The following is a 25,399-nucleotide window of genomic DNA, read 5'->3' as shown; positions in this document are numbered from 1 at the left end:
CGCCATGCAAGGACTCTGGGATCTTCGAACCATCGAACCCGGCCACGACATCCTCGTGCCCGGCGAGACGCTGTCGGCCATGTTCTGGAACGCCGTGCGCCAGCGCAGCGACAACATCTGGATGCGGCAAAAGGAGCTGGGCATCTGGCGCAGCTGGAGCTGGCGCCAGACCGCCGAGGCCGTGCGCGAGATCGCGGCCGGCCTGCAGGCCATCGGCTTCACGCGCGGCGAGTGCGCGTCCATTCTTTCGAACACCGTCATCGAATGGGTGCTGGCCGACCTGGCCGTGCTCAGCTGCGGTGGTGTGTCCAACGGCATCTACCCGACCGACGCCGCCTCGCAGGTGGAGTACCTGTGCGAAGACTCGCGCACCACCGTGCTCTTCGTGGAAGACGACGAGCAGCTCGACAAGGCACTCGAGGTGCGTGCCCGTCTGCCCGGCCTGCGCCGCGTGGTCGTGTTCGACATGGAAGGCCTGCGCGAGCTCGACGACCCGGGCGTGATGAGCCTCGATGCGCTGCGCGCCCTCGGCCGCACGCACCTGGCGGGCGATCCGCAGGCGGTGGAGCGCAGCGTGGCGGCCTGCCGTCCCGAAGACCTGGCGATTCTGGTCTACACCTCGGGCACCACCGGCAAGCCCAAGGGCGCCATGCACAGCCACGCGGGGCTGGTGTACACCGCGCGCGGCTACAACACGCTCATCGCGCAGGACGAGAAAGACGAGCGCATGTGCTTCCTGCCGCTGTGCCACATCGCCGAGCGCATGGGCGGCGAGTACTTCGCGATGTACACGGGCTCGATCCTCAACTTCGTCGAGAACCCCGAGACGGTGCCCGAGAACGTGCGCGAGATCGCGCCCACGGTGTTCACGGGCGTGCCGCGCGTGTGGGAGAAGTTCTATTCGGGCGTGATGATCGCGCTGAAGGAGGCCAGCCCGCTGCAGCAGGCCGCCTACCACTGGAGCATCGGCGTGGGCGAGACCATCGCCAACAAGGTGCTCGCGGGGCAGGAGATCGGCACGGGGCTGCGCCTGAAGTTCCGGCTGGCGCGGCTGCTGGCGCTGGACAACGCGCGCAAGCTCATCGGCATCCACCGCGCGCGCTTTCTCGTGACCGGCGCGGCGCCCATCTCGCCTGAGCTGGTCAAGTGGTACCTCGCGCTGGGCGTGCCCATGCTCGAGGTGTGGGGCATGACGGAGTCGTGCGGTGCTTCCACGGCCGTGCCCGTCACCCGCATCAAGCCCGGCTCCATCGGCCCGGCCACGGGCTACAACGAGGTGCGCATCGATCCGGCCACCAGCGAGATCCTGGTGCGCGGCCCCAATGTCTTCATGGGCTATTTGAATCTGCCGGAGAAGACCGCCGAGACCATCGACGCCGACGGCTGGCTGCACACGGGCGACGTGGGCGTGATGGACGAGGACGGGTATTTCCGCATCACCGACCGGATGAAAGACATCATCATCACGGCAGGCGGCAAGAACGTGACCCCGAGCGAGCTGGAGAACGAGCTCAAGTTCAGCCTCTACATCACCGATGCCGTGGTGATCGGCGACAAGAGGCCCTACCTCACGGTGATCGTCATGATCGACCAGGAGAACGTCGAGAAATTCGCGCAGGACCACGACGTGCCGTTCAGCAACTACGAGAGCCTGACACGCACGCAGGAAGTGCAGGACCTGATCCAGGGCGAGATCGATCGCGTCAACGCCAAGTTCGCGCGCGTCGAGCAGATCAAGAAATTCTTCCTGCTCGAAACGCAGCTCAGCGCCGAGGACGAGGAGCTCACGCCGACGATGAAGCTCAAGCGCAAGCTGGTGCAGACCAAGTACGCGCAGCGCATCGACGCCATGTACCGCTGACCTCTTTTTTGCCAACCCGAGGAGACAACGCTATGACGAAGCTCAAGACATTGACGACGCTGGCCGTGCTGGGCTTGATCGCGACGCTCGCGTCCGCGCAGCAGCAGGGCGTGAACAAGGACGAGATCCGCATCGGCACCATCCAGGACCTGTCGGGTCCGCTGGCGGGCTTCGGCAAGCAGGCGCGCAACGGCATGCAGCTGCGCGTGGACGAACTCAACGAGCAGGGCACGCTCAACGGCCGCAAGCTCAAGCTCTTCGTCGAAGACTCGGGCTACGACCCGAAGAAGGCGGTGCTGGCGGCGCAGAAGCTGGTCAACCAGGAAAAGATATTCATCATGGCCGGCCACATCGGCACGGCACAGAACATGGCGGCGATGCCGGTGCAGTTCGACAAGAACGTCGTCAACTACATGCCCATCACGGCGGCGCGCGAAATGTACGAGCCGCTGAACCGGCTGAAGTACTCGTTCGCGGCCACCTACTACGACCAGATCCGCCTGGCACTGCCCAAGATGATCAAGGACAAGGGCGCCAAGAAGGTCTGCACGATCTACCAGGACGACGAGTTCGGCCTGGAAGTGCAGCGCGGCGCCGAGGCCGGCCTGAAGGCCGCGGGCATGGAGCTGGCCGAGAAGACCTCGTTCAAGCGCGGCGCCACCGACTTCAGCTCGCAGGTCGCCAAGATGAAGGCCGCCAACTGCGACCTCGTGGTGCTCGGCACCATCATCCGCGAGACCATCGGCACGGTGGGCGAGTCGCGCAAGACCGGCTTCAACCCGACCTTCCTGGGCTCGAGCGCGGCCTACACCGACCTGATTCACAAGCTCGGCGGCAAGGCCATGGACGGCGTGTACGCCACCATGACGGTGCAGAACCCCTACACCGACGAGCAGTCGCAGCCGCTGCGCTTCTGGGCCAACAAGTACAAGACCAAGTTCAACGAAGACCCGACCGTGTTCTCGGTGTACGGCTACGTGATCATCGACTCGTTCATCAAGGCCGCCACCAAGGCCGGCCCGAACCTGACGACCGACAGCTTCATCAAGGCGATGGACAGCATCACCTTCGAGCCCGACATGTTCGGCAGCCCGAAGAGCACCTACACCGCCACCAAGCGCCTGGGCAACGACCAGTCGCGGCTGTCGCAGATCAAGGACGGCAAGTGGGTCGTCGTCTCCGACTACGTGACGCCGTAACTGGTACTCCCCCAGGCTTCGCGCACTGCGTGTCGCTTCTCCAACCCCCTCGCCGGGGGCAACACCAGCGGCCCGGCAAAGCCGGTTCCGCGGTGTTCCACGATCTGGGCGCGCAGGTTTATATTTGCGGCGAACTCTCAGCGTGAGCCCGCCATGCCCCAGTATTGGTTGATGAAATCCGAGCCCGACGAGGTCTCGATCGACGATGCCCTCGCCGCGCCCGATGCCACCGTGGCGTGGACCGGCGTGCGCAACTACCAGGCCCGCAACTTCATGCGCGACGGCATGAAGGTCGGCGACGGCGTGCTGTTCTATCACTCGAGCTGCCCCGAGCCCGGCATTGCCGGCATCGCGCGCGTGGCCTCGGCCATCAAGCCCGACCCGACGCAGTTCGACCCGAAGTCGCCGTACTACGACGCCAGCGCGAAGAAGGAAGACCCGCGCTGGCTGCTGGTCGACGTGCAGGCGCTGCGCAAGACGCGGCTGCTGGCGTTGCCCGAGCTGCGCGCCAAGCCCGAGCTGGCCGATCTGGTCATCCTGCGCAAGGGCAACCGGCTGTCGATCACGCCGGTGGAGCCGGCGCACTGGAAGGTCATCGAGAAGATGCTGGCCTGAACGAACCGGTTCAGGCGACTTTCGACAGGATCGGGAACAGCTTGCCGAGCCCGTCGGCCATCACCTCGACCGCGAGCGCCGCGAGGATCAGGCCCATCAGCCGCGTCATGATGTTGATGCCGGTCTTGCCGAGCACCCGCGCGATCGGCTGCGCGAGCGAAAACGCCAGCGCGGTCGCCAGCGCTACGACCACGCCATAGCCGACCAGCAGCCCCAGCTCCCACAGGTGCTGTGTCTTGTCGGCGTAGATCACCACGGTGGAGATGGCGGCCGGGCCGGTGAGCAGCGGAATGGTGAGCGGCACCACCGCGATGGAGGCGCCCATCGACGCCTTCACTTCCACCGCGCGCAGCTCGTCGACGTTGGTCTTGCTCTCGGCCGGTTGCGCGTTGAGCATCGAGATCGAGCTCATGAGCAGCAGCAGCCCGCCGCCGACCTGGAAGCTCGCGATCGAGATGCCGAAGAAGGACAGCAGCTGCAGCCCGATGAGCGCGCTGACGGCAATGACCACGAAGGCGCTGAAGGCTGACATGCGCACCGTGCGCTTGCGCTGGGCGTCGGAGTAGTCCTGCGTGTAGTGAATGAAGAAGGGCACGATGGCCAGCGGGTTGACGATGGCCACCAGCGTGACCAGCGGCTTGATGAGGTCCATGGAGGTGCTCATCGTTATCGTCCTCCGGTCACGTCGAGCAGGGCCATGGTGGTGTAGCTGGCCTCGGGCGAGAGCAGCCACAGGACGGCACCGGCAATTTCTTCGGCGGTGCCGCTGCGCTTCATCGGCACGCCTGGGCCCATCTCGGCGGCGCGGCCAGGCTGGCCTCCGGAGGCGTGGATCTCGGTGTCGATCACGCCGGGGCGCACCGCGTTCACGCGGATGCCTTCGTCGGCCACTTCCTTGGCCAGGCCGATGGTCAGGGTGTCGATGGCTGCCTTGCTGGCCGCGTAGTCGACGTACTGGCCGGGCGAGCCGATGCGCGCGGCGCCGCTGGAGATGTTGACGATGGCGCCGCCTTCGCCGCCGTGCTTCGTGCTCATGCGCTTCACCGCCTCGCGCGCGCAGACGAAGCTGCCGATCACGTTGATGCGGAACATGCGCTCCAGCCGCGCCACGCTCATTTCGTCGACGCGCGCCTGCACATCGACCACGCCGGCGTTGTTCACGAGTGCGGTGAGGCGCCCGAGCTTGGCGTCGACCTTCGCGAACATCGCGAGCACCTGGGCCTCGTCGCCCACGTCGGCCTGCACCGCCATGGCGGTGCCGCCGCCCGCGCGGATGGTGCGCACCACCTCGTCGGCGGCCAGCGAGTCGCTGGCGTAGTTCACGGCCACGGCGTAGCCGCGCTTCGCGGCGAGCAAGGCCGTGGCGGCACCAATGCCGCGCCCACCGCCGGTGATCAAGAGCACCTGGTCCAAATCCCACCTCCTGCAGAGAAACTGTGCGTCAGTTAAAACCGACGGCCTGGATTACATCACCGAGGGCTGGCGCATGAGCACGAGCGCCGCGCCGCCCCAAGCCAGCTCGCACCGCAGTGCGCAGCACGGAGGTTACTGAATGCACAAGACCATCGACTATTACTTTGCGCCACAGAGCCCGTGGACCTATCTGGGGCATACCCGCTTTGCCGCCATCGCCGCGGCCGCTGGCGCCACCGTGCGCGTGCGGCCCATCGACATGGGCAGCGTGTTCCCCGTGTCGGGCGGCCTGCCGCTGGGCAAGCGCGCACCGCAGCGCCAGGCCTACCGGCTGCTCGAGCTGGCGCGCTTCTCGAAGCACCTGGGCCTGCCGCTGAACCCGAAGCCGAAGTTCTTTCCGGTGGCCGGCGACGATGCCGCGCGGCTGATCATCGCGGTCGACATGCACGACGGCACCGAGGCCGCGATGCGCATCAGCGCGGCGGTGTTCGCGGCCGTGTGGGTTCAGGAGCGGAACATCGGCGACCCGAACCTGCTCGAAGCCCTGGTCGCGGAATGCGGCCTGCCGGCCAAGCGCGCCGAGCAATCGCAGAGCCAGGCGGTGCAGGAGCGTTACGAGGCTTACACGCAGGAAGCGATCGACATCCAGGTGTTCGGCGCGCCGAGCTACGTGATCGACGGCGAGATCTTCTGGGGCCAGGACCGGCTCGATTTCGTCGAGCGGGCGCTGCGCGCTTGACGGCGCGCAAGCCAACTCGCTTTTTCTTTTTTCATTCCATCGTTTCAGGAGAACCCCATGGGCCAATTCATCGACCTCACCGCCAAGGACGGCTTCACTTTTCCCGCCTACGTGGCCGAGCCCACGGGCACGCCGCGCGGCGCCGTGGTGGTGGTGCCGGAAATCTTCGGCGTGAACTCGCACATCCGCTCGGTAGCCGACGGCTACGCGGCCGACGGCTACCTGGCCGTGGCGCCGTCGACCTTCCACCGCGTCAAGCCCGGCGTCGAGCTGGGCTACAGCGACGACGACATGAAGACCGGCTTCGGCTACAAGACCGCGGTCGAGGCGCTGCCTGCGCCCGGCGTGCTGCAGGACCTCGAAGCCGCGATCGCCTACGCCTCGAAGGCGGGCAAGGTCGGCATCGTCGGTTACTGCTGGGGCGGCCTGCTGGTCTGGCGCGCCGCAGCCCTGCTGCCGGGTCTGGCCGCTGCCGCACCTTATTACGGTGGCGGCATGACGACGCCGGAAGAAAGCGCACGCCAGCCGAAGGTGCCGGTGCTCGCGCAGTTCGGCAACCGCGACCACTGGATTCCGCTGGACACCATCGAGGCCTTCAAGAAGGCGCACCCCGAAGTGGACGTGCATGTCTACGAGGCCGACCACGGCTTCAACTGCGACCAGCGCGGCTCGTACAACGCCGAGGCGGCGAAGCCGGCGCGTGAACGCGTGCTGGCCTTCTTTGCCAAGCACGTCGGCTGAGACCGCAGCGCGCCTCAAGCAAAAGCCCGGCAGTGCCGGGCTTTTTCATTTCTATTTCTTGGCGCCGACCCGCGTCTGCAGGAAATCGAGCAGCGCGCGCAGCGCCGCGCTGTTGTGGCGCCGCTGCAGGTAGGCGGCCGACAGCCACATGTCCTTGCGCGCATAGCCTTCGAGCACCGGCACCAGCTCGCCGCTGTCGATGTGCGACTGCACCAGCAGCGAGGGCAGGTAGATCACGCCGAAGCCGCGCATCGCGACGCGGATCAGCGGCGCGCCCTCGGTGCAGTCCATGCGGCTCTTGACCTGCACGTCCAGCGGCTGGCCGTTGTCATCGAAGCGCCACGCGGGCTGCGTGCCCAGCAGCGAATGGGTCAGCGCCTCGTGGTGGGCGAGCTCCTGTGGGTGCGCGGGCTTGCCGTGCTTCTTCCAGTAGACCGGCGAGGCGCAGACCACCATGTGGATGAGCCGCAGCTTGCGCACGATGAGGTTGGCGTCTTCCACCGGGCCGCTGCGGATGTCGACGTCAATGCCTTCCTCGGCGAGGTCGACGGTGCGGTTGGTCAGCTGCAGGCTGATGCTCACGTCGGGGTAGTGGCGCATGAAGTCGGCCAGCAGGTCGGGGAACTCGCCGTTGCCCATGCCGTGCGGGGCCGAGATGCGCAGCCGGCCGCCGGGCTGGCTGGCGCGCTCCTGCAACTCGGCCTGGGTGAGCTCGACCATTTCGAGCATCGGCGTGCTGCGCTCCAGCAGCAGCTGGCCGGCGTCGGTGAGGCTGACGGAACGCGTGGAGCGGTTGAGCAGGCGCACGCCGAAGCGGGTCTCGAGTTCGGCGACGTACTTGCTGACCGTGGCCTTCGACATGTCGAGCCGCTTGGCGGCCTGGGAGAAGCTGCCGTGCGAGGCGACTTCCCGGAAGGTTTTGATCAGATCGAGACTGTCCATGTCAGTGAAACCCTTTGTTTTTCGCGAGGGAGCGCGGTGTGCCGATTCTCGGGGGTTTTGCCGGATAGGACCGGCGCGGGGTTCTGGTGTAAGCCGGAAGCAGTCAGGCGGTGTGCGCCCGGTTTTTTGCGTGCACGACTTTGTTGACTGATTGTTTCGCTACAGGAAACACCGTGTCTCTGAACCGAGTGTTTTCCCGAAGGAATTCCGGCTGACACTCGCCGCACAGGCGAGCCAACGTGCAAGCCTGGTGGACACCCCATCTAGCCGAACACAAGGAACAGACATGAAGACCTCGCACATTTTCGCAGCCGCCGCCCTGACCCTCCTGGCCGCCACCGGCGCCCAAGCCGAGACGTACCAAGGCGTGACCCAAGTGATCTCGTCCAAGAGCCGTGACGAAGTCAACGCCGAAGCCCAGCGCACCGCCGCAGCCCCGAACCAGAACGTCGTGCGTGGCTCGCGCGGCGCGGAAACCGTGGCCGTGTCGAAGGACCGTTCGATCGTCGAAGCCGAAGCCATCCGCACCGCCTACGCTCCCGACCAGAACGTGACCTCGGGTTCGCGCGTCAACAGCAAGGTCATCTCGACCATGGTGAACCCGATGGACGCACGCGTTCAAGCCCAGCAAGGTTCGGGCGCCGTCGCCAAGTAATTGGCCGCGAAGCCAGCCGCCTTCCGGGGCGGTCAGAGCTGATTGAAAAAAGCCACGCAACCGCGTGGCTTTTTTCATGGGCGCTCAGCGTGTGCGGGCCAGGTAGCGCTTGCGCCAGAAGATCAGGACCAGCAGCACCGCGATGACCAGCATGGCCGACATCGCGATCCAGAAGCCGTCCGCCTTGTGCACCAGCGGGATGAACTCGAAGTTCATGCCGAAGATGCCCGCGATGAGGTTGAGCGGCAGGAAGATGGCGGTGAGCACGGTCAGCACCCGCATGATGTCGTTGGCCCGGTGGCCCTGGACGCTGAAGTGCATCTGCACGGCGGTCTCGGCGTTCTGCTCGAGCCGGTGCACGTGGTGCACCACGCGCTGGATGTGCTCCAGCACGTCGCGGCTGCGCACCATGATCAGGTCGCGCTCGCGCTGCGCGGTCTCGCCCTGCGGCATGGGCAGGGTCTCGAGCGAATCGATCCAGTCCTGCATGGCGGCGCGCTGGTCTTCGCAGATTTCGTCGAGGCGGTGCAGCGACTGGCGCGCCTCCATCAGCGCGCTCCAGTTGGTGAAGCGGCTGCGCGGGTCGATGAGCTCGGTCTGCCAGTGGTCGAGCTGCTTCGTGAGCTCGCGCCGCATGTCGAGGTAGCCGTCGACGATCAGGTTGACGATGCGCAGCATCAGGTCGGCGGGGCTCGCCGGCAAGCGGGCCGAGGTGGCGCGCACGTCGAGCGCGGGCGTGCCGCGGTCGTCCGACGAGGCGGCCGCCAGCAGCCGGGCGGCGAAGGCATCGCGCACCGTGCCGTCCTCGGGGTGCACCGAGAGCAGCACGCGGTCGAACACCGCGAAGCCGACGGGGCGGGTGTCGATGCGGCGCAGCACCGGCGGGCCGCCGCGCGACGGGCGTTGCGGCGTTGAGGGTGAAGGTGAGGGTTCAGCGCTGTCCTGGCCGTTGCCCGTGGCCAGGCGGCGGAACACCAGCACGTCGTACAGCGAGGTGTAGTCGTAGTGCGAGGGCAACTGGTCGTTGAGCAGGTCGGCCACGTGCAGGTCGACCAGCTGGGTCTGGCACAGCGTCTGCAGGATCTGCTGCACCTCGGGCTGGGCGGCGCGGAATTCGTCGCGCGTCAGCGAAATCCAGAGGTAGCTGGCGGCGGCGCAGGCGCCCGGCACGGCCAGCGGCGCCAGCGAGGCGTGCTCGCTGACCTGCGAGCGGCTGATTTCGAAGATGCGCATGGACACTCGCCCCCGGTGGTTCTTCTTCCACGCCAGAAGTGCCGTGGAGGTGCGGCAGGTATGCCGCAGTAGCTATTATTTTTGTAGCAACCGGGCGGCGTCAAGCGCGAAGTAGGTCAGCACGCCGTCGGCGCCGGCGCGCTTGAAGGCCAGCAGGCTTTCGAGCACCACGGCGTCGTGGTCGAGCCAGCCGTTCTGGGCGGCGGCCTTCAGCATGGCGTACTCGCCGCTCACCTGGTAGGCGAAGGTCGGCACGCGGAACTCGTCCTTCACGCGGCGCACGATGTCCAGGTAGGGCATGCCGGGCTTCACCATGACCATGTCGGCGCCTTCGGCGATGTCGATGGCGACCTCGCGCAGGGCCTCGTCGCTGTTGCCGGGGTCCATCTGGTAGACCTTCTTGTTGCTCTTGCCGAGCGTCGCGGCCGAGCCGACAGCGTCGCGGAAGGGGCCGTAGAAGGCGCTGGCGTACTTGGCGCTGTAGGCCATGATGCGCGTGTGGATGTCGCCGCGGGCTTCGAGCGCGGTGCGGATCGCGCCGATGCGGCCGTCCATCATGTCGCTCGGCGCCACAATATCGACGCCAGCTTGCGATTGTGTGAGTGCCTGCTTCACCAGAACTTCAACGGTGGCGTCGTTGAGGATGTAGCCCGTCTCGTCCAACAGGCCGTCCTGGCCGTGGCTGGTGTAGGGGTCGAGCGCCACGTCGGTCATCACGCCCAGCTCGGGGAAGCGCGCCTTGAGGGCGGCCACCACGCGGGGAATCAGCCCGTCGGGGTTGAAGGCCTCGTCGCCCGCGGGCGTCTTGAGGCTGGCGTCGATCACCGGGAACAGCGCCATCACCGGGATGCCGGCCTGCACGCACTGCTCGGCCACGGGCAGCAGCAGGTCCAGGCTCAGGCGATCCACGCCGGGCATCGAGGGCACGGCGTCGCGGCGCTTCTGGCCTTCCTGCACGAACACCGGGTAGATCAGGTCGTTCGTCGTCAGCGCATGCTCGCGCACCAGGTTGCGGGTGAAGGCATCGCGGCGCAGCCGTCGCGGGCGGCCGGCGGGGAACATCGCGAGCGGGGAAAATGGTGACGTCATATATCTAAAATTGTGCCTGAAGCGCGAAATCGCAGCCCAGCGCTGCTGGAGGCAAGTTGTCTGACAACTACGGGAATTAATAGAACTTAAGTTCTAGATTTTTGTTGTAAAAGTCAAAGAAACTGCCTCAATCGCTTGAAACCTTGTTTCGTCTTTGTTAAATTCTGAAGCGGGCGGCTTGCCGCTCCCCGCTTTTCCTCCCTGAGCGGGTGCCTTGATGTGTGACAGCAAAAGGGCTTCCCAGCCCGACGTGAAGACGTCGGGCTTTTTTTTGCCCGAAACCTTGGCAAAGGGCCCCGAAGAGGGGTCAGTGTGCAGCCACCACTAAACTGCCGCCATGCTCTGGGTCAAATCTCTTCACATTGTTTTCATTGCCAGCTGGTTTGCCGGGCTGTTCTATCTGCCGCGCATCTTCGTCAACCTGGCGATGGTGCCCCCCGAGTCGGTCGCGGAGCGTGAGCGCCTGCTGCTGATGGCGCGCAAGCTGCTGCGCTTCACCACCTTCCTGGCCGTGCCGGCGCTGGTGTTCGGCGCCTGGCTCTGGCTGGGCTACGGCATCGGGCGCGGCCCCGGCAACGGCTGGATGCACGCCAAGCTGGCCCTGGTGCTGGTGGCCATCGGCTACCACCATGGCTGCGGCGTGCTGCTGCGCCGTTTTGCGGCGGGCGGCAACCGTCGCAGCGACCGCTGGTACCGCTGGTTCAACGAGTTGCCCGTGCTGCTGCTGCTGGGCATCGTGATCCTGGTGGTGGTGAAGCCCTTCTGAGCCCGTGTCGACGGTAGACATGCCGCACAAGTCTGCCGCGCTCCCCCTGGCGCTGGCCTATGCGGCGCTGATCGTCTATGCCAGCCTGTACCCCTTCGCCGACTGGCGTGACCAGGGGATCGCGCCCTGGGCCTACCTCTCGGCGCCCTGGCCCAAGTACTGGACGGGTTTCGACTTCGGGGTGAATGTGGCGGGCTACGTGCCCTTCGGTTTTCTGTGTGCGCTGAGCGTGCTGCGCACGGGCAGCAGTCACAGTGTGTGGCGTGCGCTGTTGCGCGCCACGGTGGCAGGCGCGGCGATCGCCTTTGCCATGGAGACGCTGCAGAGCTATTTGCCGGCGCGCATTCCTTCCAATGTCGACCTGGGGCTGAACATCGCGGGCACGGTGCTCGGCGCGGTGCTGGCCGCGGCGCTGGAGCGGCTGGGGGCGATCGCCCACTGGAGCCGCGTGCGCTCGCAATGGTTCGTCGAGGACGCGCGCGGCGGCCTCGTGCTGCTCGCGCTCTGGCCCTTTGCGCTGCTGTTCCCCGCCGCCGTCACCTTCGGCCTCGGCCAGGTGTTCGAGCGGCTGGAAACGACGATCTCCGAGTGGCTGCTCGACACGCCCTTCATCGACTGGCTGCCGGTGCGCCAGTTCGAGCTGGAACCGCTGGTGCCGGCCGTGGAACTGCTGTGCGTGATGCTCGGGGCGCTGGTGCCGTGCCTGCTGGGCTACCTGGTGGCACGCAACGTGGTGCAGCGCGCGGTGCTGCTGCCGCTCATCCTGCTCGCGGGCGTCGCGGCCTCGGCGCTGTCGGCGGCCATGAGCTACGGCCCCGAGCATGCGTGGGCCTGGCTCGATCTGCCGGTGCAGGTCGGGCTGGCCGCGGCGGTGTTCGCGGGCGTGCTGCTGCTCTTTGCGCCGCGTCGGCTGTGCGGGGCGCTGCTGCTCATGGGGCTCGTGCTGCAGCTGAGCCTGCTGAACCAGGCGCCCGAGAGCGCCTACTTCGCGCAGACCCTGGCCACCTGGGAGCAGGGCCGCTTCATCCGCTTCCACGGCCTGGCCCAGTGGCTGGGCTGGGGTTGGCCCTTTGCGGTGCTGGTCTACGTGGTGGCCGCGCTGTCGCGGCGCCGTCGTCCGGCGCTGCCCTGAGCGCGCTCATAAAATCGGTCGATGCCCAGCACCACTCCCGCCGCGCCGTCCGGCTACTACGGCCGCCACATCTTCTTCTGCCTGAACGAACGCAAGAACGGCGAAGACTCCTGCGCCCTGCACAACGCGCAGGAAGGCTTCGACCGCTGCAAGGCCAAGGTGAAGGAGCAGGGGCTCGCCGGGCCCGGCAAGGTGCGCGTCAACAAGGCCGGCTGCCTCGACCGCTGCGCGGGCGGACCCGTCGCGGTGGTCTATCCGGAGGCGGTCTGGTACACCTTCGTGGACGCCGAGGACATCGACGAGATCGTCGAGTCGCACCTGAAGAACGGCCAGGTCGTCGAGCGGCTGGTGTTGCCGCCCGACGTCGGTCGCTGAACTTTCCCGCGGACCCCGTGCTCGTACCGTGCACGTTGCCGGCATCGCCGGCCCAGCCAACCCCAGCGCCATGAACTCCCAGACCGAAAAAATCAGCCTCCAGGGCGCCGCGGGCGTGATCGAGGTGCAGCGCGACCTGCCGTCGGGCGACGCGCGCGGCATCGCGGTGATCGCCCATCCGCACCCGCTGTTCGGCGGCACGATGGACAACAAGGTCGTGCAGACCCTGGCCCGCGCCTTCGTGTCCTGCGGCTGGACGGCCGTGCGCTTCAACTTCCGCGGCGTCGGTGCCAGCGAAGGCGCTCACGATGAAGGGCGCGGCGAGCTCGAGGACATGCTGCATGTCGTCGGCCAGCTCGCGCCCGAAGGCCAATTGGCCATTGCCGGCTTTTCCTTCGGTGCGTTCGTGGCCAGCTGCGCGGCCGAGAAGCTCTGGGCCGCACGCGACGTGCGGCAGTTGGTGCTGGTGGGCACGGCCGCCTCGCGTTTCTCGGTGGCCACGCTGCCGGCCGAAGCGCACGAGCGCGCGCTGGTGGTCCATGGCGAAGCCGACGACACCGTGCCTCTCGCCGCCGTGATGGACTGGGCACGCCCCCAGTCACTCCCTGTCACGGTTATTCCGGGGGGCGGCCATTTCTTTCACGGACAATTGCCGCTGCTCAAAAGCCTGGTCGCCCGCCATCTGCGCGCGGGCACCGAATGAAAGCCTTTCAGGCTTGTTTTCGCCTCTTCCCACACTCTCCATGAATCGTTTTTTCACTGCGCTTCGCGCACTGGTGCTGACCGCTGCTGCCTCGGTTGGCGTGATCGCCGCCGCCCAGATGCCGGCCCCGCCTGAAATCGCCGCGCGCAGCTACCTGCTGCTGGACGTGACCGCGAACCAGATCCTGGCGCAGAAGGACATCGACAGCCCCGTCGAGCCGGCCTCGCTCACCAAGCTGATGACCGCGTACGTCGCGTTCGACGCGCTGCGCGCCAAGAAGATCACGCTGACCCAGACCCTGCCGGTGAGCCCGCGCGCCTGGAAGATGCCCGGTTCGCGCATGTTCATCGACCCCAAGATGCAGGTGCCGGTGGAAGACCTGATCAAGGGCGTGATCGTGCAGTCGGGCAACGACGCCACGGTGGCGCTGGCCGAAGGCGTGGGCGGCACGGTGGAGCACTTCGTCGAGATGATGAACGCCCAGGCCAAGGTGCTGGGCATGAAGAACACCACCTACAAGAACCCCGAAGGCCTCACGGCGCCCGGCCACACCACCACCGCGCGCGACCTGAGCATCCTGGCCACGCGCCTGGTGCGCGACTTCCCCGAGGAAGCCAAGTACTACGCCATCAAGAAGTACCGCTACCCGGGCACCCCGTCGACCAACGACACCAACCGCAACCTGCTGCTGTTCCGCGACCCGACCGTCGACGGCCTGAAGACCGGCCACACCGACGCCGCTGGCTACTGCATGATTGCCACCGCCAAGCGCGACTTCCCGAACCTGACCGGCGGCCGCCGCCTGCTGTCGATCGTGCTGGGCGCCAGCAGCGAGGCCGTGCGCGCCAACGAGTCGCAGAAGCTGCTGAACTGGGGCTACACGGCCTACGACGCCGTGCGCCTGTTCGACGCCGGCCAGCCGGCCGCCACGCCCGCCGTCTGGAAGGGCAAGGCCAACGTGCTGAAGCTGGGCCGCCCCGAGGCCATCGTGGTCGCCGTGCCGACCGGTTCCGCCAGCAAGATCAAGACGCAGGTGTCGCGCCCCGACCCGCTGGTCGCGCCGTTCACCAAGTACCAGGCCGTCGGCTCGCTCAAGGTCACGCTGGACGACCAGCCCCTGGCGGACGTGCCGCTGGTCGCCCTGGAGCCGGTCGAGCAGGCCGGCGTCTTCGGCCGCGCCTGGGACGCCGTGCGTCTCTGGATCAAGTAAGAGACAGGAAAAAACGGCCTTGAAACAGGCGGTGGCGGGCGCTCCAGGCGCCTGACATTGCCATTTCAGACCTGCCTGCTATACTCGTGGGCTTTTCGGAATTTTCCGAAGGGTTTCACGTTTTCGTTATTCCCGGCTTCCTTGAGTCACGACCAAGGGCGGTTTCACTACCAAAGTCGGGTTGTTTTGGGACTAATTCATTCATGCCAACCATCAATCAACTGGTGCGTCAGGGTCGAACGGTCGAAAAGATCAATTCGAAGAGCCCTGCCATGCAGAACTCGCCGCAACGTCGCGGTGTCTGCACCCGCGTCTACACCACGACGCCCAAGAAGCCCAACTCGGCGCTTCGTAAAGTTGCCAAGGTCCGTCTGACCAATGGCTTCGAAGTCATTTCCTACATCGGCGGCGAAGGCCACAACCTGCAAGAACACAGCGTCGTGCTGGTTCGCGGCGGTCGTGTCAAGGACTTGCCCGGTGTGCGTTACCACATCGTGCGCGGTTCGCTCGACCTGCAAGGCGTGAAAGACCGCAAGCAGTCGCGTTCCAAGTACGGCGCGAAGCGTCCCAAGAAGGCCTAAGCCTTCCTGTCAGAAAACAAGCGGTGTTCGATGGCCTTGGCGGGCTTGTCGAACGAAGTGACCCAATGTCGGGTCGAGTAAGTGAGAGTCCTGACTGGCTCTCGCGGTATCGGAAACGATGCCAACTGAAGCAAAGAGGTTAGAAAAATGCCACGTCGTCGCGAAGTCCCCAAACGTGAAATCCTGCCGGATCCCAAGTACGGCAATGTCGAGCTGTCCAAATTCATGAACGTGATCATGGAGGGCGGCAAGAAGGCTGTTGCCGAGCGCATCATTTACGGTGCCCTCGACTTCATCGAGAAGAAGAACCCGGACAAGGACCCCCTCGAAGCGTTCACCGTTGCCATCAACAACGTGAAGCCGATGGTCGAAGTGAAGTCGCGCCGCGTCGGTGGTGCGAACTACCAGGTGCCGGTCGAAGTCCGCCCTGTCCGTCGCCTCGCCCTGTCGATGCGCTGGATCAAGGAAGCTGCCCGCAAGCGCGGTGAGAAGTCGATGGCCCTGCGTCTGGCCAACGAACTGATGGAAGCCACGGAAGGCCGTGGCGGTGCCATGAAGAAGCGCGACGAAGTGCACCGCATGGCAGAAGCCAACCGCGCCTTCAGCCACTTCCGCTTCTAAAAAACACACGTCTCTTGAGCGTTGGGGGTTGAGTACCGGGCGAAATCGCCCGTGCTCGACGCCCAGCGCTCAACGCATTTAAACCCGAAAGTACATCATGTCCCGCAAGACCCCCATCGAGCGCTACCGCAACATCGGTATCTCCGCGCACATCGACGCCGGCAAGACCACCACCACCGAACGTATCCTGTTCTACACGGGCGTGACCCACAAGCTCGGCGAAGTGCACGATGGCGCGGCAACGACCGACTGGATGGAGCAGGAACAAGAGCGTGGCATCACGATCACCTCGGCAGCCGTGACCTGCTTCTGGAAGGGCATGGACCACTCGCTGCCCGAGCACCGCATCAACATCATCGACACCCCCGGCCACGTGGACTTCACCATTGAAGTCGAGCGCTCGATGCGCGTGCTGGACGGCGCCGTCATGGTGTACGACTCGGTCGGCGGCGTGCAGCCCCAATCGGAAACCGTCTGGCGCCAGGCCAACAAGTACAAGGTGCCGCGTCTGGCGTTCGTCAACAAGATGGACCGCATCGGCGCCAATTTCTTCCGCGTTCGCCAGATGATGGTCGACCGCCTGAAGGCCAACCCCGTGCCGATCGTGATTCCGATCGGTGCCGAAGACAAGTTCCAGGGCGTGGTCGACCTGCGTCTGATGAAGGCGATCTTCTGGGACGAAGCCTCGCAAGGCATGAAGTTCGAAACGCGCGAAATCCCCGCCGAGCTGGTCGAGCTGGCCAAGGAATGGCGCGAGAAGATGGTCGAAAGCGCGGCCGAAGCTTCGGAAGAGCTGATGAACAAGTACCTTGAAGAAGGTGACCTGACGCTCGAGGAAATCACCCACGGTCTGCGCACGCGCACGATCGCCGGCGAAATCCAGCCGATGCTGTGCGGCAGCGCGTTCAAGAACAAGGGCGTGCAGCGCATGCTCGACGCCGTGATCGAACTGATGCCTTCGCCGCTGGACATTCCTCCGGTGCACGGCACGGACGACGACGAGCAAGACGTGACCCGCAAGGCTGACGACGGCGAGAAGTTCTCGGCGCTGGCATTCAAGCTCATGACCGACCCGTACGTCGGCCAGCTGACCTTCGTGCGCGTGTACTCGGGCGTTCTGAGCAAGGGCGACACCGTCTACAACCCGGTCAAGGGCAAGAAAGAACGTATCGGCCGTATCGTGCAGATGCACGCCAACGAACGTCTCGAAATCGAAGAAATCCGTGCCGGCGACATCGCCGCTTGCGTGGGCCTGAAGGACGTCACCACGGGCGAAACCCTGTGCGACCCGAACGCCATGATCACGCTGGAGCGCATGGAATTCCCCGAGCCCGTGATCTCGCAGGCCGTCGAGCCCAAGACCAAGGCCGACCAGGAAAAGATGGGCATCGCCCTGCAGCGCCTGGCTTCGGAAGATCCGTCGTTCCGCGTGCGCACCGACGAAGAATCCGGCCAGACCATCATCTCCGGCATGGGCGAACTGCACCTCGAAATCATCGTGGACCGCATGAAGCGCGAATTCGGCGTGGAAGCCAACGTGGGCAAGCCGCAAGTGGCTTACCGCGAAACGATCCGCAAGACCGTCGAAGAAGCCGAAGGCAAGTTCGTTCGCCAGTCGGGTGGTAAGGGCCAGTACGGCCACGTCATCCTGAAGATCGAGCCGCAGGAAGCCGGCAAGGGCTTCGAGTTCGTCGACGCCATCAAGGGCGGTGTGGTTCCTCGCGAATACATCCCTGCAGTGGAAAAGGGCGTTGTGGAAGCACTGACGCAAGGCGTGCTGGCGGGCTACCCCGTCGTCGACGTCAAGGTCACGCTGCACTTCGGTTCGTACCACGACGTGGACTCGAACGAAATGGCGTTCAAGATGGCCGCGATCTTCGGCTTCAAGGAAGGCGCCCGCAAGGCCAGCCCGGTCATCCTCGAGCCGATGATGGCCGTGGAAGTCGAAACGCCTGAGGACTACGCCGGCAACGTGATGGGCGACCTGTCCAGCCGTCGCGGCATGGTGCAGGGTATGGACGACATGATCGGTGGCGGCAAGCTCATCAAGGCTGAAGTCCCGCTGTCGGAAATGTTCGGCTATTCGACGACGCTGCGCTCGGCCACGCAAGGCCGCGCCACGTACACGATGGAGTTCAAGCACTACGCTGAAGCTCCCCGTAACGTCGCCGAAGCCATCGTGGCTGCGCGTTCGAAGTAAGTTTCAAGAATGTGGGGCCGCGCAGTGCGCGGCCCTTCTTGTCTGCGATCCGGTGCCGCCCTGTTCCCGTGCGGGGCGAACCAGCAATCGGATGCAGACATAAAACCAACACACGGGACATGCTCTTTCAAGGATTGAAAAATGGCAAAAGGTAAATTCACCCGCACCAAGCCGCACGTGAACGTGGGCACGATCGGTCACGTTGATCACGGCAAGACCACGCTGACGGCTGCGATCGCCACCGTGCTGTCGGCCAAGTTCGGCGGCGAAGCCAAGGCTTACGACCAGATCGACGCAGCGCCTGAAGAAAAGGCCCGCGGCATCACGATCAACACCGCGCACGTCGAGTACGAAACGGCCAACCGCCACTACGCACACGTCGACTGCCCCGGCCACGCCGACTACGTGAAGAACATGATCACCGGCGCTGCCCAGATGGACGGCGCCATCCTGGTGTGCTCGGCCGCTGACGGCCCGATGCCCCAGACCCGTGAACACATCCTGCTGGCTCGCCAGGTGGGCGTGGGCTACATCATCGTGTTCCTGAACAAGTGCGACATGGTCGACGACAAGGAGCTGCTCGAGCTGGTCGAAATGGAAGTTCGCGAACTCCTCGACAAGTACGAATTCCCCGGCGACGACACCCCCATCATCCACGGCTCGGCCAAGCTCGCCCTGGAAGGCGACAAGGGTGATCTGGGCGAAGGCGCCATCATGAAGCTGGCAGAAGCGCTGGACACGTACATCCCCACGCCCGAGCGCGCTGTGGACGGCACGTTCCTGATGCCCGTGGAAGACGTGTTCTCGATCTCGGGTCGCGGCACCGTGGTGACCGGCGCTGTCGAGCGCGGCGTGATCAAGGTCGGCGAAGAAATCGAAATCGTCGGTATCCGCCCCACCGTCAAGACCACCTGCACCGGCGTGGAAATGTTCCGCAAGCTGCTGGACCAAGGTCAAGCTGGCGACAACGTCGGCGTGCTGCTGCGCGGCACGAAGCGCGAAGAAGTCGAACGCGGCCAAGTTCTGTGCAAGCCCGGCTCGATCAAGCCGCACGTGCACTTCACCGCCGAGGTGTATGTCCTGTCCAAGGACGAAGGCGGCCGTCACACGCCGTTCTTCAACAACTACCGTCCGCAGTTCTACTTCCGCACGACGGACGTGACCGGCGCGATCGAGCTGCCCGCGGACAAGGAAATGGTCATGCCCGGCGACAACGTCAGCATCACCGTGAAGCTGATCAACCCGATCGCGATGGAAGAAGGCCTGCGCTTCGCCATCCGTGAAGGCGGCCGTACCGTGGGTTCGGGCGTCGTGGCCAAGATCCTCGACATCTAAGCCGGACGCAAAGGAATCACCATGGCTACCAAGCAAAAGATCCGCATCCGCCTGAAGGCATTCGACTACAAGCTGATCGACCAGTCGGCCGCTGAAATCGTGGACACCGCCAAGCGCACCGGCGCGATCGTCAAGGGCCCCGTGCCCCTGCCGACCCGCATGAAGCGTTTCGACATCCTGCGTTCGCCGCACGTCAACAAGACGTCGCGCGACCAGCTGGAAATCCGCACGCACCAGCGCCTGATGGACATCGTCGACCCCACCGACAAGACCGTGGACGCGCTGATGAAGCTCGACCTGCCGGCCGGCGTCGACGTCGAGATCAAGCTGCAGTAATTCGACCTCGCGTCGCATTCCGAGCACAGCCCGCCTGCAGAAATGCCGGCGGGCTTTTTTGCGCTTCACGTTTGTTTCTCAACTGTGGCATCCTCGCGCACCGGCCTGCGGGACGCAGTGCGCCGGGGCTGAAACGAGGGCAGCACACGTGATGAGCCAGAAGTTCTCTTTTGCATTCGGTGCGGCGTGCATCGCTGCGGCATTGCTGGCAGGTTGCGGTGGGGGAGGCGGTGGTGGTGGCGGTGGCGGCGGTGGGTTTCCCATCGGCCTGCCGATCGTGCTGAACCCGGTCGCCCTGAGCGGGAAAGCCACTTACGACTCGGTGCCAAACAACAACGGGCCCCTCCTGTACGCGAACACGACGGCCAAGCCCGTGCGCGGCGCCACGGTAGAGGTGCTCGATGCCAACACGTCGGCGCAGCTCGCGTTGACCACCACGGATGACGGTGGCAATTACGCGGTCTCGGTGCCGGCGAACACGAACATCACCGTGCGCGTCCGGGCCCAGCTGACCCGGACCGGTCCGGGCGCGACCTGGGATGTCACGGTGCGCGACAACACGCGCAGCGATGCGCTGTACTCGATGCAGTCGGCGAGCTTTTCGTCGGGCAGCGCGGCGCTGACGCGCGACCTGCGCGCGGACAGCGGCTGGGATGGCTTGCGCTACAGCGGGACGCGGGTCGCGGCGCCGTTCGCCGTGCTCGACACGATCTACACCTCCATGCAGAAGGTGCTGTCGGTGGCGCCGGCTTCGGCGTTTCCTGTGCTGAAGGTTTTCTGGAGCGTCAACAACGCGCCGTCGGACGGAATCAATCTTTCGGCGGGACAGATTGGCACGACCTTCTTCTTCAACAGCGGAAGCAACGGTCGGCAGATCTACGTGCTGGGCAAGGAGGATGTGGACACCGACGAGTTCGATGCACCAGTGATCGCGCACGAATGGGGGCACTACTACCAATCGGCCTTCAGTCGGGATGACTCGATCGGAGGCGGGCATTCGATGGACGATCGTCTCGATCGGCGCCTTGCTTTCTCCGAGGGTTGGGGTAATGCGTGGTCAGGCATTGCCCTGGAACGAAGCAACTATGTCGACTCAAAGCTGCCGCAGCAAAGGGGGGGCAGCCCGTTGGATCTCTCGCGTGGTCCTACAAGCAATCCCGGCTGGTCCCGCGAGTCATCTGTCCAGGCCATCCTGTGGAACCTCAACCGGCAGGCCGGCTTCAAGCCCATCCACGACACCTTGACCGGCTTCCAGTTCCGAAGCGGCGCGCCGGTCACGTCGATCCACGCCTTCGCCGCCGCGTTCAATGCGACGTCGCCTGGCAACGCCTCGGCGCTGAACAGCCTGCTGACCGCGCAGAACATCACCTCCAGCGATGCATTCGGCGCGGGCGAATCGAACGACGGCGGGTTGCCCAGCGTGCCCGGCGTGCTGCCGATGTACCGGGCCTTGGCTGTTGGTGCGGTGGTCAACAACGTCTGTGTCTCCAGCGTGGCGGGCACGGGCAACAAGCTCGGCAACATTGCCTACCTGCGTTTCATCGCGCCGGCGAACCGGGACTACCAGGTCACGGTCGGGAACGCCGCGGTGCCGGACTTCGACGTCTTCCGGGGCGGAGAGATCGCCCGGTCGGGCAACCGGGTCAGCCTGAGTGCGGGTGAGTACGTTCTGGCAGTGCGAGATGCCGCAATGACGAGCTCCTCTGCTACGCCGGTGTGCCTCACCGTGCTCGTTCAATAAGGAAGGGAAGGCTCGCGATGATCCTGAACACTCGCCTCTCTCTGGCTGCCGCACTGACGGCGGGACTTGCACTGTCCGCGCTCTCGGCCTGCGCCCTGGCTGACGGGATACCGCCGGCGCGCACCACCGCGAAGTTGTCGCCTGCAGGCCTGAAGGGCTCCGCCACCCCCTGGGTGACCGCATCGAGAAAACCCAACGACTCCGGCGTCAAGCTGCAGTACCGGCTGGGCGGCGCGCCGCAGGCCGGCAAGCCGACCGTGGTCGTTCTGCAGTTCGATGGCGTCAGCGACCCCGCGGGCGCCAGCGTGGCGCTGACGGTCGATGCAGGCCTGACGCTGTCCGGCAGCGCGTCGCTGAGCCTGCCGCCGGGGCAGCGCTCCGACGCTTCCGTCACGGTGGTCAGCCAGAGCGAGGGGCTGGCCTACCTGAACGTGTTCATCACGCAGGGCGGCCGGACCAGCGCCATTTCCATCCCGATCCAGACCGGCGCGGCGGCGCCCGCCATGAAGGCCGGCGGCGAGATCAAGTCGCTGCCAGGCGGCGACAGCATCATCTCGCTGCCCGCGAAATAGGCCCGAAAGCCACCCGAAACGGGGCCGGAACCCCCTGAATCCGGCCCGAAAAGGGCCACTTGCGCCCCGGTTCGACTGCGGGCTATAATCTCTGGCTCTGCCCTTGTTGCGTCCGTTCGGTCGCCGTTCTGGCGGAGATTTATCAACCTTCTCTCGCAGGCCGGGAAACCAGCCAAACGCTGTCGCCAATTGAAGTGGCAGCGGCGAAGGAAGTCTTCCATTTTTGGAGAAAACAAATGAGTCTGAGCAACTCCCTCGGGTTGCTGGGCCGCAAGGTGGGGATGATGCGTCTCTTCACCGATGACGGGGACGCAGTTCCTGTCACGGTGGTGGATGTGTCCAACAACCGTGTGACCCAGATCAAGTCCCAAGAGACCGATGGCTACGTCGCCCTGCAGGTGACGTTCGGTTCGCGCAAAGCATCGCGCGTGACCAAGCCCCAAGCCGGCCACCTCGCCAAGGCGGGTGTCGAAGCTGGTGAACTCATCCAGGAATTCCGCGTCACCGCCGATACCGCAGGTCAGCACAAGGCTGGCGGCGTGATCGCGGCAAGCAGCGTGTTCTCCGTGGGCCAGAAGGTGGACGTGCAAGGCACGACCATCGGCAAGGGCTACGCCGGCACGATCAAGCGTCACAACATGAGCTCGCAGCGCGCGTCGCACGGTAACAGCCGTTCGCACAACGTGCCCGGCTCGATCGGCATGGCACAAGACCCCGGTCGCGTGTTCCCCGGCAAGCGCATGACGGGCCACCTCGGCGACGTCACCCGCACGACGCAAAACCTCGACGTGTTCCGCATCGACGAAGCACGTCAGCTGCTGCTCATCAAGGGCGCGATCCCGGGTTCGAAGGGTGGCTTCGTCACCGTGCGTCCCGCCATCAAGGCCAAGCCGCAAGCGGCTGAAGGAGCGAAGTAATGCAACTCGAACTCCTGAACGAACAAGGCCAGGCCGCGTCGAAGTACGACGCCCCCGAGACCGTGTTCGGCCGTGACTACAACGAAGACCTGGTCCACCAGATCGTCGTTGCATTCCAGGCCAACGCCCGTCAAGGCACGCGCGCCCAGAAGGACCGCGAACAGGTCAAGCACTCGACCAAGAAGCCTTTCAAGCAAAAGGGAACGGGCCGCGCCCGCGCCGGTATGACGTCCTCGCCCCTGTGGCGCGGAGGCGGCCGGATCTTCCCGAACATGCCTGACGAAAACTTCTCGCAGAAGATCAACAAGAAGATGTACCGCGCCGGCATGGCCTCCATCTTCTCGCAGCTCGCTCGCGAAGGCCGTCTGGCCGTGGTCGATTCGCTGACCGTGGATTCGCCCAAGACGAAGCCGCTGGCAGCCCGTTTCAAGGCAATGAATCTCGAGTCCGTGCTCGTGATCGCCGAAGAAGTCGACGAAAACCTGTACCTTGCCTCGCGCAATCTGGTCAACATCCTCGTGGTCGAACCCCGTTACGCCGATCCGGTGTCGCTGGTTCACTACAAGAAGGTGCTGGTCACCAAGGGTGCCGTCGACAAGCTCAAGGAGATGTTCGCATGAGCCGCGTGAACCCCACCCCTGCACAACGTAAGTTCGACGAAGGCCGTCTCATGAACGTGCTGGTCGCACCGATCGTGTCCGAAAAGGCCACGATGGTCGGCGAGAAGTCGAACGCTGTCACTTTCAAGGTGCTGCAAGACGCCACCAAGCCCGAGATCAAGGCCGCTGTTGAACTGATGTTCAAGGTCGAAGTCCAGGGCGTGTCGGTGCTCAACACCAAGGGCAAGACCAAGCGCTTTGGCAAGTCCATCGGCCGCCGCGACAACGTTCGCAAGGCTTATGTGACGCTGAAGGCCGGTCAAGAGCTCAACCTCGTCGGGGAAGGCGCTTAATCATGGCCGTCATCAAGATGAAACCCACTTCGCCGGGCCAACGCGGCGCGGTGAAGATTTCGCGTGACCACCTGCACAAGGGTGCGCCTCACGCAGCCCTGCTGGAACCCCAGTTCCAGAAGGCCGGCCGTAACAACAACGGTCACATCACGATCCGCCATCGTGGCGGTGGTGCCAAGCACCACTACCGCATTGTCGACTTCGTGCGCAACAAGGACGGCATCCCGGCCAAGGTCGAACGCATCGAGTACGACCCGAACCGCACCGCCCACATCGCTCTGGTCTGCTACGCCGACGGCGAGCGCCGCTACATCATCGCCCCGCGCGGTCTGGAAGCCGGTGCAACCCTGATGTCGGGCGCCGAAGCCCCGATCCGCGCCGGCAACACCCTGCCGATCCGCAACATCCCCGTGGGTTCGACGATCCACTGCATCGAACTGCAACCCGGCAAGGGCGCGCAGATCGCACGTTCGGCCGGTACCTCGGCCACGCTGCTGGCCCGTGAAGGCGTGTACGCCCAGGTCCGCATGCGTTCGGGCGAAGTCCGCCGCATTCACATCGAATGCCGCGCGACCATCGGTGAAGTGGCCAACGAAGAACACAGCCTGCGCCAGCTCGGCAAGGCCGGTGTGAAGCGTCACATGGGTATCCGCCCGACCGTTCGCGGCGTGGTGATGAACCCGGTCGACCACCCACACGGTGGTGGCGAAGGCAAGACTGGCGAAGGCCGCCATCCTGTCGACCCGTGGGGCAATCTGACCAAGGGCTATCGCACCCGTAACAACAAGCGCACGCAGGTCTTCATCGTGTCGCGTCGCAAGAAGTAAGGGATAGCCAATGACTCGCTCTCTCAAAAAGGGTCCTTTCGTCGACCACCACCTCGTGGCCAAGGCCGACAAGGCCGTGACGAACAAGGACAAGAAGCCGATCAAGACTTGGTCGCGCCGCTCGATGGTTCTGCCCGAGTTCATCGGTCTGACCATCGCTGTGCACAACGGCAAGCAACACGTGCCCGTGTACATCACCGACCAGATGGTCGGCCACAAGCTCGGCGAATTTGCGCTCACGCGCACGTTCAAGGGGCACCCCGCGGACAAAAAAGTCCAGAAGAAGTAAGGAACGACCATGTCTGAAACACGTGCAGTCCTCCGCGGTGTCCGCCTGTCGGTCGACAAGGGCCGTCTGGTCGCGGACCTGATCCGCGGCAAGAAGGTCGATCAAGCGCTCAACGTTCTGCAATTCACGCAGAAGAAGGCCGCTGTGATCATCAAGAAGGTGCTCGAGTCGGCGATTGCCAACGCCGAGCACAACGACGGTGCCGACATCGACGAGCTGAAGGTCAAGACCATCTACGTCGAGCAAGGTGCAACGCTCAAGCGCTTCACGGCGCGCGCCAAGGGTCGCGGCAATCGCATCAGCAAGCCCACGTGCCATGTGTACGTGACGGTTGGCAACTAAGAAGGCCTGGAAG

General features: G+C 65.0%; 29 protein-coding genes. 24 read left to right on the top strand and 5 right to left on the bottom strand.

Annotated elements, in window-relative coordinates; genetic code table 11:
* The first annotated feature begins 4 nt into the window (after window positions 1-4).
* The 3 genes from ACAM42_RS31360 to ACAM42_RS31350 all read left to right on the top strand — a co-directional run bounded on the left by ACAM42_RS31360 (window position 5) and on the right by ACAM42_RS31350 (window position 3,675).
* Window positions 5-1,861: a long-chain fatty acid--CoA ligase gene (locus ACAM42_RS31360; RefSeq protein ID WP_369630473.1), complete on the top strand. Its 1,857-nt coding sequence runs from the start codon at window positions 5-7 to the stop codon at window positions 1,859-1,861.
* A 32-nt stretch (window positions 1,862-1,893) separates the two neighbouring features.
* Window positions 1,894-3,060: an ABC transporter substrate-binding protein gene (locus ACAM42_RS31355; protein ID WP_369630472.1), complete on the top strand. Its 1,167-nt coding sequence runs from the start codon at window positions 1,894-1,896 to the stop codon at window positions 3,058-3,060.
* Window positions 3,061-3,213: 153 nt separating this feature from the next.
* Entirely contained in the window at window positions 3,214-3,675 is a 462-nt protein-coding gene (locus ACAM42_RS31350; RefSeq protein ID WP_369630471.1) for an EVE domain-containing protein, read from the top strand.
* A gap of 10 nt (window positions 3,676-3,685) precedes the next feature.
* Here the strand turns inward: ACAM42_RS31350 and ACAM42_RS31345 are convergent, their stop codons facing one another.
* On the bottom strand, window positions 3,686-4,339 hold the full coding sequence (locus tag ACAM42_RS31345) for a MarC family protein (RefSeq protein WP_056576614.1): 654 nt from the start codon (window positions 4,337-4,339) through the stop codon (window positions 3,686-3,688).
* Window positions 4,340-4,341: 2 nt separating this feature from the next.
* Entirely contained in the window at window positions 4,342-5,088 is a 747-nt protein-coding gene (locus ACAM42_RS31340) for an SDR family oxidoreductase (protein WP_369630470.1), read from the bottom strand.
* A gap of 139 nt (window positions 5,089-5,227) precedes the next feature.
* Between ACAM42_RS31340 and ACAM42_RS31335 the strand changes: the two genes are divergently transcribed.
* Entirely contained in the window at window positions 5,228-5,827 is a 600-nt protein-coding gene (locus ACAM42_RS31335; protein WP_062478772.1) for a 2-hydroxychromene-2-carboxylate isomerase, read from the top strand.
* A 57-nt stretch (window positions 5,828-5,884) separates the two neighbouring features.
* Complete coding sequence (locus tag ACAM42_RS31330; protein ID WP_062478769.1) at window positions 5,885-6,568, top strand: dienelactone hydrolase family protein; 684 nt, start codon at window positions 5,885-5,887, stop codon at window positions 6,566-6,568.
* 51 nt (window positions 6,569-6,619) lie between these two features.
* On the opposite strand, the gene ACAM42_RS31325 is transcribed toward ACAM42_RS31330, so the two are convergent.
* Window positions 6,620-7,510 carry a LysR family transcriptional regulator gene (locus ACAM42_RS31325; protein ID WP_070061881.1) on the bottom strand — a complete coding sequence of 297 codons (891 nt, stop codon included), beginning with the start codon at window positions 7,508-7,510 and terminating at the stop codon, window positions 6,620-6,622.
* A 286-nt stretch (window positions 7,511-7,796) separates the two neighbouring features.
* Here ACAM42_RS31325 and ACAM42_RS31320 point away from each other — a divergent pair, with 286 nt between their 5' ends.
* Entirely contained in the window at window positions 7,797-8,165 is a 369-nt protein-coding gene (locus tag ACAM42_RS31320) for a hypothetical protein (RefSeq protein ID WP_062478764.1), read from the top strand.
* 84 nt (window positions 8,166-8,249) lie between these two features.
* On the opposite strand, the gene ACAM42_RS31315 is transcribed toward ACAM42_RS31320, so the two are convergent.
* Window positions 8,250-9,398, bottom strand: coding sequence for a magnesium transporter CorA family protein (locus tag ACAM42_RS31315; RefSeq protein ID WP_369630469.1), 1,149 nt, complete (start codon window positions 9,396-9,398; stop codon window positions 8,250-8,252).
* A gap of 75 nt (window positions 9,399-9,473) precedes the next feature.
* Window positions 9,474-10,487, bottom strand: coding sequence for a porphobilinogen synthase (gene hemB / locus ACAM42_RS31310; RefSeq protein WP_369630468.1), 1,014 nt, complete (start codon window positions 10,485-10,487; stop codon window positions 9,474-9,476).
* Between the two features lie 337 nt (window positions 10,488-10,824).
* On the opposite strand from hemB, the gene ACAM42_RS31305 reads away from it, so the two are divergent.
* The 18 genes from ACAM42_RS31305 to rplV all read left to right on the top strand — a co-directional run bounded on the left by ACAM42_RS31305 (window position 10,825) and on the right by rplV (window position 25,386).
* The gene (locus ACAM42_RS31305; protein WP_062478845.1) at window positions 10,825-11,253 is read left to right on the top strand and encodes a CopD family protein; all 429 of its coding nucleotides are present in this window, start codon (window positions 10,825-10,827) and stop codon (window positions 11,251-11,253) included.
* Between the two features lie 19 nt (window positions 11,254-11,272).
* Window positions 11,273-12,385 (top strand): VanZ family protein, encoded by a 1,113-nt coding sequence (locus tag ACAM42_RS31300; protein ID WP_369630467.1) that lies wholly within the window; start codon window positions 11,273-11,275, stop codon window positions 12,383-12,385.
* 21 nt (window positions 12,386-12,406) lie between these two features.
* Window positions 12,407-12,760: a ferredoxin gene (locus ACAM42_RS31295; RefSeq protein ID WP_095950244.1), complete on the top strand. Its 354-nt coding sequence runs from the start codon at window positions 12,407-12,409 to the stop codon at window positions 12,758-12,760.
* Window positions 12,761-12,830: 70 nt separating this feature from the next.
* On the top strand, window positions 12,831-13,463 hold the full coding sequence (locus tag ACAM42_RS31290) for an alpha/beta hydrolase (RefSeq protein ID WP_070061889.1): 633 nt from the start codon (window positions 12,831-12,833) through the stop codon (window positions 13,461-13,463).
* Window positions 13,464-13,503: 40 nt separating this feature from the next.
* On the top strand, window positions 13,504-14,673 hold the full coding sequence (locus ACAM42_RS31285; protein WP_070061890.1) for a D-alanyl-D-alanine carboxypeptidase family protein: 1,170 nt from the start codon (window positions 13,504-13,506) through the stop codon (window positions 14,671-14,673).
* A 203-nt stretch (window positions 14,674-14,876) separates the two neighbouring features.
* Entirely contained in the window at window positions 14,877-15,254 is a 378-nt protein-coding gene (gene rpsL, locus ACAM42_RS31280) for a 30S ribosomal protein S12 (protein ID WP_013543948.1), read from the top strand.
* A gap of 147 nt (window positions 15,255-15,401) precedes the next feature.
* Window positions 15,402-15,875 carry a 30S ribosomal protein S7 gene (rpsG, locus tag ACAM42_RS31275; protein ID WP_007829591.1) on the top strand — a complete coding sequence of 158 codons (474 nt, stop codon included), beginning with the start codon at window positions 15,402-15,404 and terminating at the stop codon, window positions 15,873-15,875.
* A 97-nt stretch (window positions 15,876-15,972) separates the two neighbouring features.
* On the top strand, window positions 15,973-18,075 hold the full coding sequence (gene fusA, locus ACAM42_RS31270; RefSeq protein WP_062478855.1) for an elongation factor G: 2,103 nt from the start codon (window positions 15,973-15,975) through the stop codon (window positions 18,073-18,075).
* Window positions 18,076-18,216: 141 nt separating this feature from the next.
* Window positions 18,217-19,410, top strand: a complete 1,194-nt coding sequence (tuf, locus tag ACAM42_RS31265) for an elongation factor Tu (protein WP_062478858.1) — start codon at window positions 18,217-18,219, stop codon at window positions 19,408-19,410.
* Window positions 19,411-19,431: 21 nt separating this feature from the next.
* Entirely contained in the window at window positions 19,432-19,746 is a 315-nt protein-coding gene (gene rpsJ, locus ACAM42_RS31260; RefSeq protein ID WP_007838118.1) for a 30S ribosomal protein S10, read from the top strand.
* Between the two features lie 151 nt (window positions 19,747-19,897).
* A complete protein-coding gene (locus ACAM42_RS31255; RefSeq protein ID WP_369630466.1) occupies window positions 19,898-21,487 on the top strand; it encodes a hypothetical protein in 1,590 nt (529 codons plus the stop codon).
* Between the two features lie 17 nt (window positions 21,488-21,504).
* On the top strand, window positions 21,505-22,059 hold the full coding sequence (locus tag ACAM42_RS31250) for a hypothetical protein (RefSeq protein ID WP_369630465.1): 555 nt from the start codon (window positions 21,505-21,507) through the stop codon (window positions 22,057-22,059).
* A gap of 236 nt (window positions 22,060-22,295) precedes the next feature.
* Entirely contained in the window at window positions 22,296-22,976 is a 681-nt protein-coding gene (rplC, locus tag ACAM42_RS31245) for a 50S ribosomal protein L3 (protein ID WP_369630464.1), read from the top strand.
* Window positions 22,976-23,596 carry a 50S ribosomal protein L4 gene (rplD, locus tag ACAM42_RS31240; protein ID WP_062478869.1) on the top strand — a complete coding sequence of 207 codons (621 nt, stop codon included), beginning with the start codon at window positions 22,976-22,978 and terminating at the stop codon, window positions 23,594-23,596. The genes rplC and rplD overlap by 1 nt, the downstream gene beginning before the upstream one ends.
* Window positions 23,593-23,928 (top strand): 50S ribosomal protein L23, encoded by a 336-nt coding sequence (gene rplW, locus ACAM42_RS31235; protein ID WP_056576559.1) that lies wholly within the window; start codon window positions 23,593-23,595, stop codon window positions 23,926-23,928. Before rplD ends, rplW begins: the two co-directional genes overlap by 4 nt.
* 2 nt (window positions 23,929-23,930) lie before the next feature.
* A complete protein-coding gene (gene rplB, locus ACAM42_RS31230) occupies window positions 23,931-24,755 on the top strand; it encodes a 50S ribosomal protein L2 (protein ID WP_056576555.1) in 825 nt (274 codons plus the stop codon).
* 10 nt (window positions 24,756-24,765) lie between these two features.
* Window positions 24,766-25,044 carry a 30S ribosomal protein S19 gene (rpsS, locus tag ACAM42_RS31225; RefSeq protein ID WP_062478874.1) on the top strand — a complete coding sequence of 93 codons (279 nt, stop codon included), beginning with the start codon at window positions 24,766-24,768 and terminating at the stop codon, window positions 25,042-25,044.
* Between the two features lie 9 nt (window positions 25,045-25,053).
* Window positions 25,054-25,386 carry a 50S ribosomal protein L22 gene (rplV, locus tag ACAM42_RS31220; RefSeq protein ID WP_007838134.1) on the top strand — a complete coding sequence of 111 codons (333 nt, stop codon included), beginning with the start codon at window positions 25,054-25,056 and terminating at the stop codon, window positions 25,384-25,386.
* The last annotated feature ends 13 nt before the right edge of the window (window positions 25,387-25,399 follow it).

Source organism: Variovorax sp. V35, assembly GCF_041154465.1.
Lineage (GTDB): Bacteria > Pseudomonadota > Gammaproteobacteria > Burkholderiales > Burkholderiaceae_C > Variovorax > Variovorax boronicumulans.
This window is presented reverse-complemented; position numbering and strand designations above follow the sequence as displayed.

Excerpts from the sequence above, each read along its gene's own strand:
- ACAM42_RS31360 (WP_369630473.1), top strand. The coding sequence starts at position 5 with ATGCAAGGACTCTGGGATCTTCGAACCATCGAACCCGGCCACGACATC.
- ACAM42_RS31355 (WP_369630472.1), top strand. The coding sequence starts at position 1,894 with ATGACGAAGCTCAAGACATTGACGACGCTGGCCGTGCTGGGCTTGATC.
- ACAM42_RS31350 (WP_369630471.1), top strand. The coding sequence starts at position 3,214 with ATGCCCCAGTATTGGTTGATGAAATCCGAGCCCGACGAGGTCTCGATC.
- ACAM42_RS31345 (WP_056576614.1), bottom strand. The coding sequence starts at position 4,339 with ATGAGCACCTCCATGGACCTCATCAAGCCGCTGGTCACGCTGGTGGCC.
- ACAM42_RS31335 (WP_062478772.1), top strand. The coding sequence starts at position 5,228 with ATGCACAAGACCATCGACTATTACTTTGCGCCACAGAGCCCGTGGACC.
- ACAM42_RS31330 (WP_062478769.1), top strand. The coding sequence starts at position 5,885 with ATGGGCCAATTCATCGACCTCACCGCCAAGGACGGCTTCACTTTTCCC.
- ACAM42_RS31325 (WP_070061881.1), bottom strand. The coding sequence starts at position 7,510 with ATGGACAGTCTCGATCTGATCAAAACCTTCCGGGAAGTCGCCTCGCAC.
- ACAM42_RS31320 (WP_062478764.1), top strand. The coding sequence starts at position 7,797 with ATGAAGACCTCGCACATTTTCGCAGCCGCCGCCCTGACCCTCCTGGCC.
- ACAM42_RS31315 (WP_369630469.1), bottom strand. The coding sequence starts at position 9,398 with ATGCGCATCTTCGAAATCAGCCGCTCGCAGGTCAGCGAGCACGCCTCG.
- hemB (WP_369630468.1), bottom strand. The coding sequence starts at position 10,487 with ATGACGTCACCATTTTCCCCGCTCGCGATGTTCCCCGCCGGCCGCCCG.
- ACAM42_RS31305 (WP_062478845.1), top strand. The coding sequence starts at position 10,825 with ATGCTCTGGGTCAAATCTCTTCACATTGTTTTCATTGCCAGCTGGTTT.
- ACAM42_RS31300 (WP_369630467.1), top strand. The coding sequence starts at position 11,273 with ATGCCGCACAAGTCTGCCGCGCTCCCCCTGGCGCTGGCCTATGCGGCG.
- ACAM42_RS31295 (WP_095950244.1), top strand. The coding sequence starts at position 12,407 with ATGCCCAGCACCACTCCCGCCGCGCCGTCCGGCTACTACGGCCGCCAC.
- ACAM42_RS31290 (WP_070061889.1), top strand. The coding sequence starts at position 12,831 with ATGAACTCCCAGACCGAAAAAATCAGCCTCCAGGGCGCCGCGGGCGTG.
- ACAM42_RS31285 (WP_070061890.1), top strand. The coding sequence starts at position 13,504 with ATGAATCGTTTTTTCACTGCGCTTCGCGCACTGGTGCTGACCGCTGCT.
- rpsL (WP_013543948.1), top strand. The coding sequence starts at position 14,877 with ATGCCAACCATCAATCAACTGGTGCGTCAGGGTCGAACGGTCGAAAAG.
- rpsG (WP_007829591.1), top strand. The coding sequence starts at position 15,402 with ATGCCACGTCGTCGCGAAGTCCCCAAACGTGAAATCCTGCCGGATCCC.
- fusA (WP_062478855.1), top strand. The coding sequence starts at position 15,973 with ATGTCCCGCAAGACCCCCATCGAGCGCTACCGCAACATCGGTATCTCC.
- tuf (WP_062478858.1), top strand. The coding sequence starts at position 18,217 with ATGGCAAAAGGTAAATTCACCCGCACCAAGCCGCACGTGAACGTGGGC.
- rpsJ (WP_007838118.1), top strand. The coding sequence starts at position 19,432 with ATGGCTACCAAGCAAAAGATCCGCATCCGCCTGAAGGCATTCGACTAC.
- ACAM42_RS31255 (WP_369630466.1), top strand. The coding sequence starts at position 19,898 with ATGAGCCAGAAGTTCTCTTTTGCATTCGGTGCGGCGTGCATCGCTGCG.
- ACAM42_RS31250 (WP_369630465.1), top strand. The coding sequence starts at position 21,505 with ATGATCCTGAACACTCGCCTCTCTCTGGCTGCCGCACTGACGGCGGGA.
- rplC (WP_369630464.1), top strand. The coding sequence starts at position 22,296 with ATGAGTCTGAGCAACTCCCTCGGGTTGCTGGGCCGCAAGGTGGGGATG.
- rplD (WP_062478869.1), top strand. The coding sequence starts at position 22,976 with ATGCAACTCGAACTCCTGAACGAACAAGGCCAGGCCGCGTCGAAGTAC.
- rplW (WP_056576559.1), top strand. The coding sequence starts at position 23,593 with ATGAGCCGCGTGAACCCCACCCCTGCACAACGTAAGTTCGACGAAGGC.
- rplB (WP_056576555.1), top strand. The coding sequence starts at position 23,931 with ATGGCCGTCATCAAGATGAAACCCACTTCGCCGGGCCAACGCGGCGCG.
- rpsS (WP_062478874.1), top strand. The coding sequence starts at position 24,766 with ATGACTCGCTCTCTCAAAAAGGGTCCTTTCGTCGACCACCACCTCGTG.
- rplV (WP_007838134.1), top strand. The coding sequence starts at position 25,054 with ATGTCTGAAACACGTGCAGTCCTCCGCGGTGTCCGCCTGTCGGTCGAC.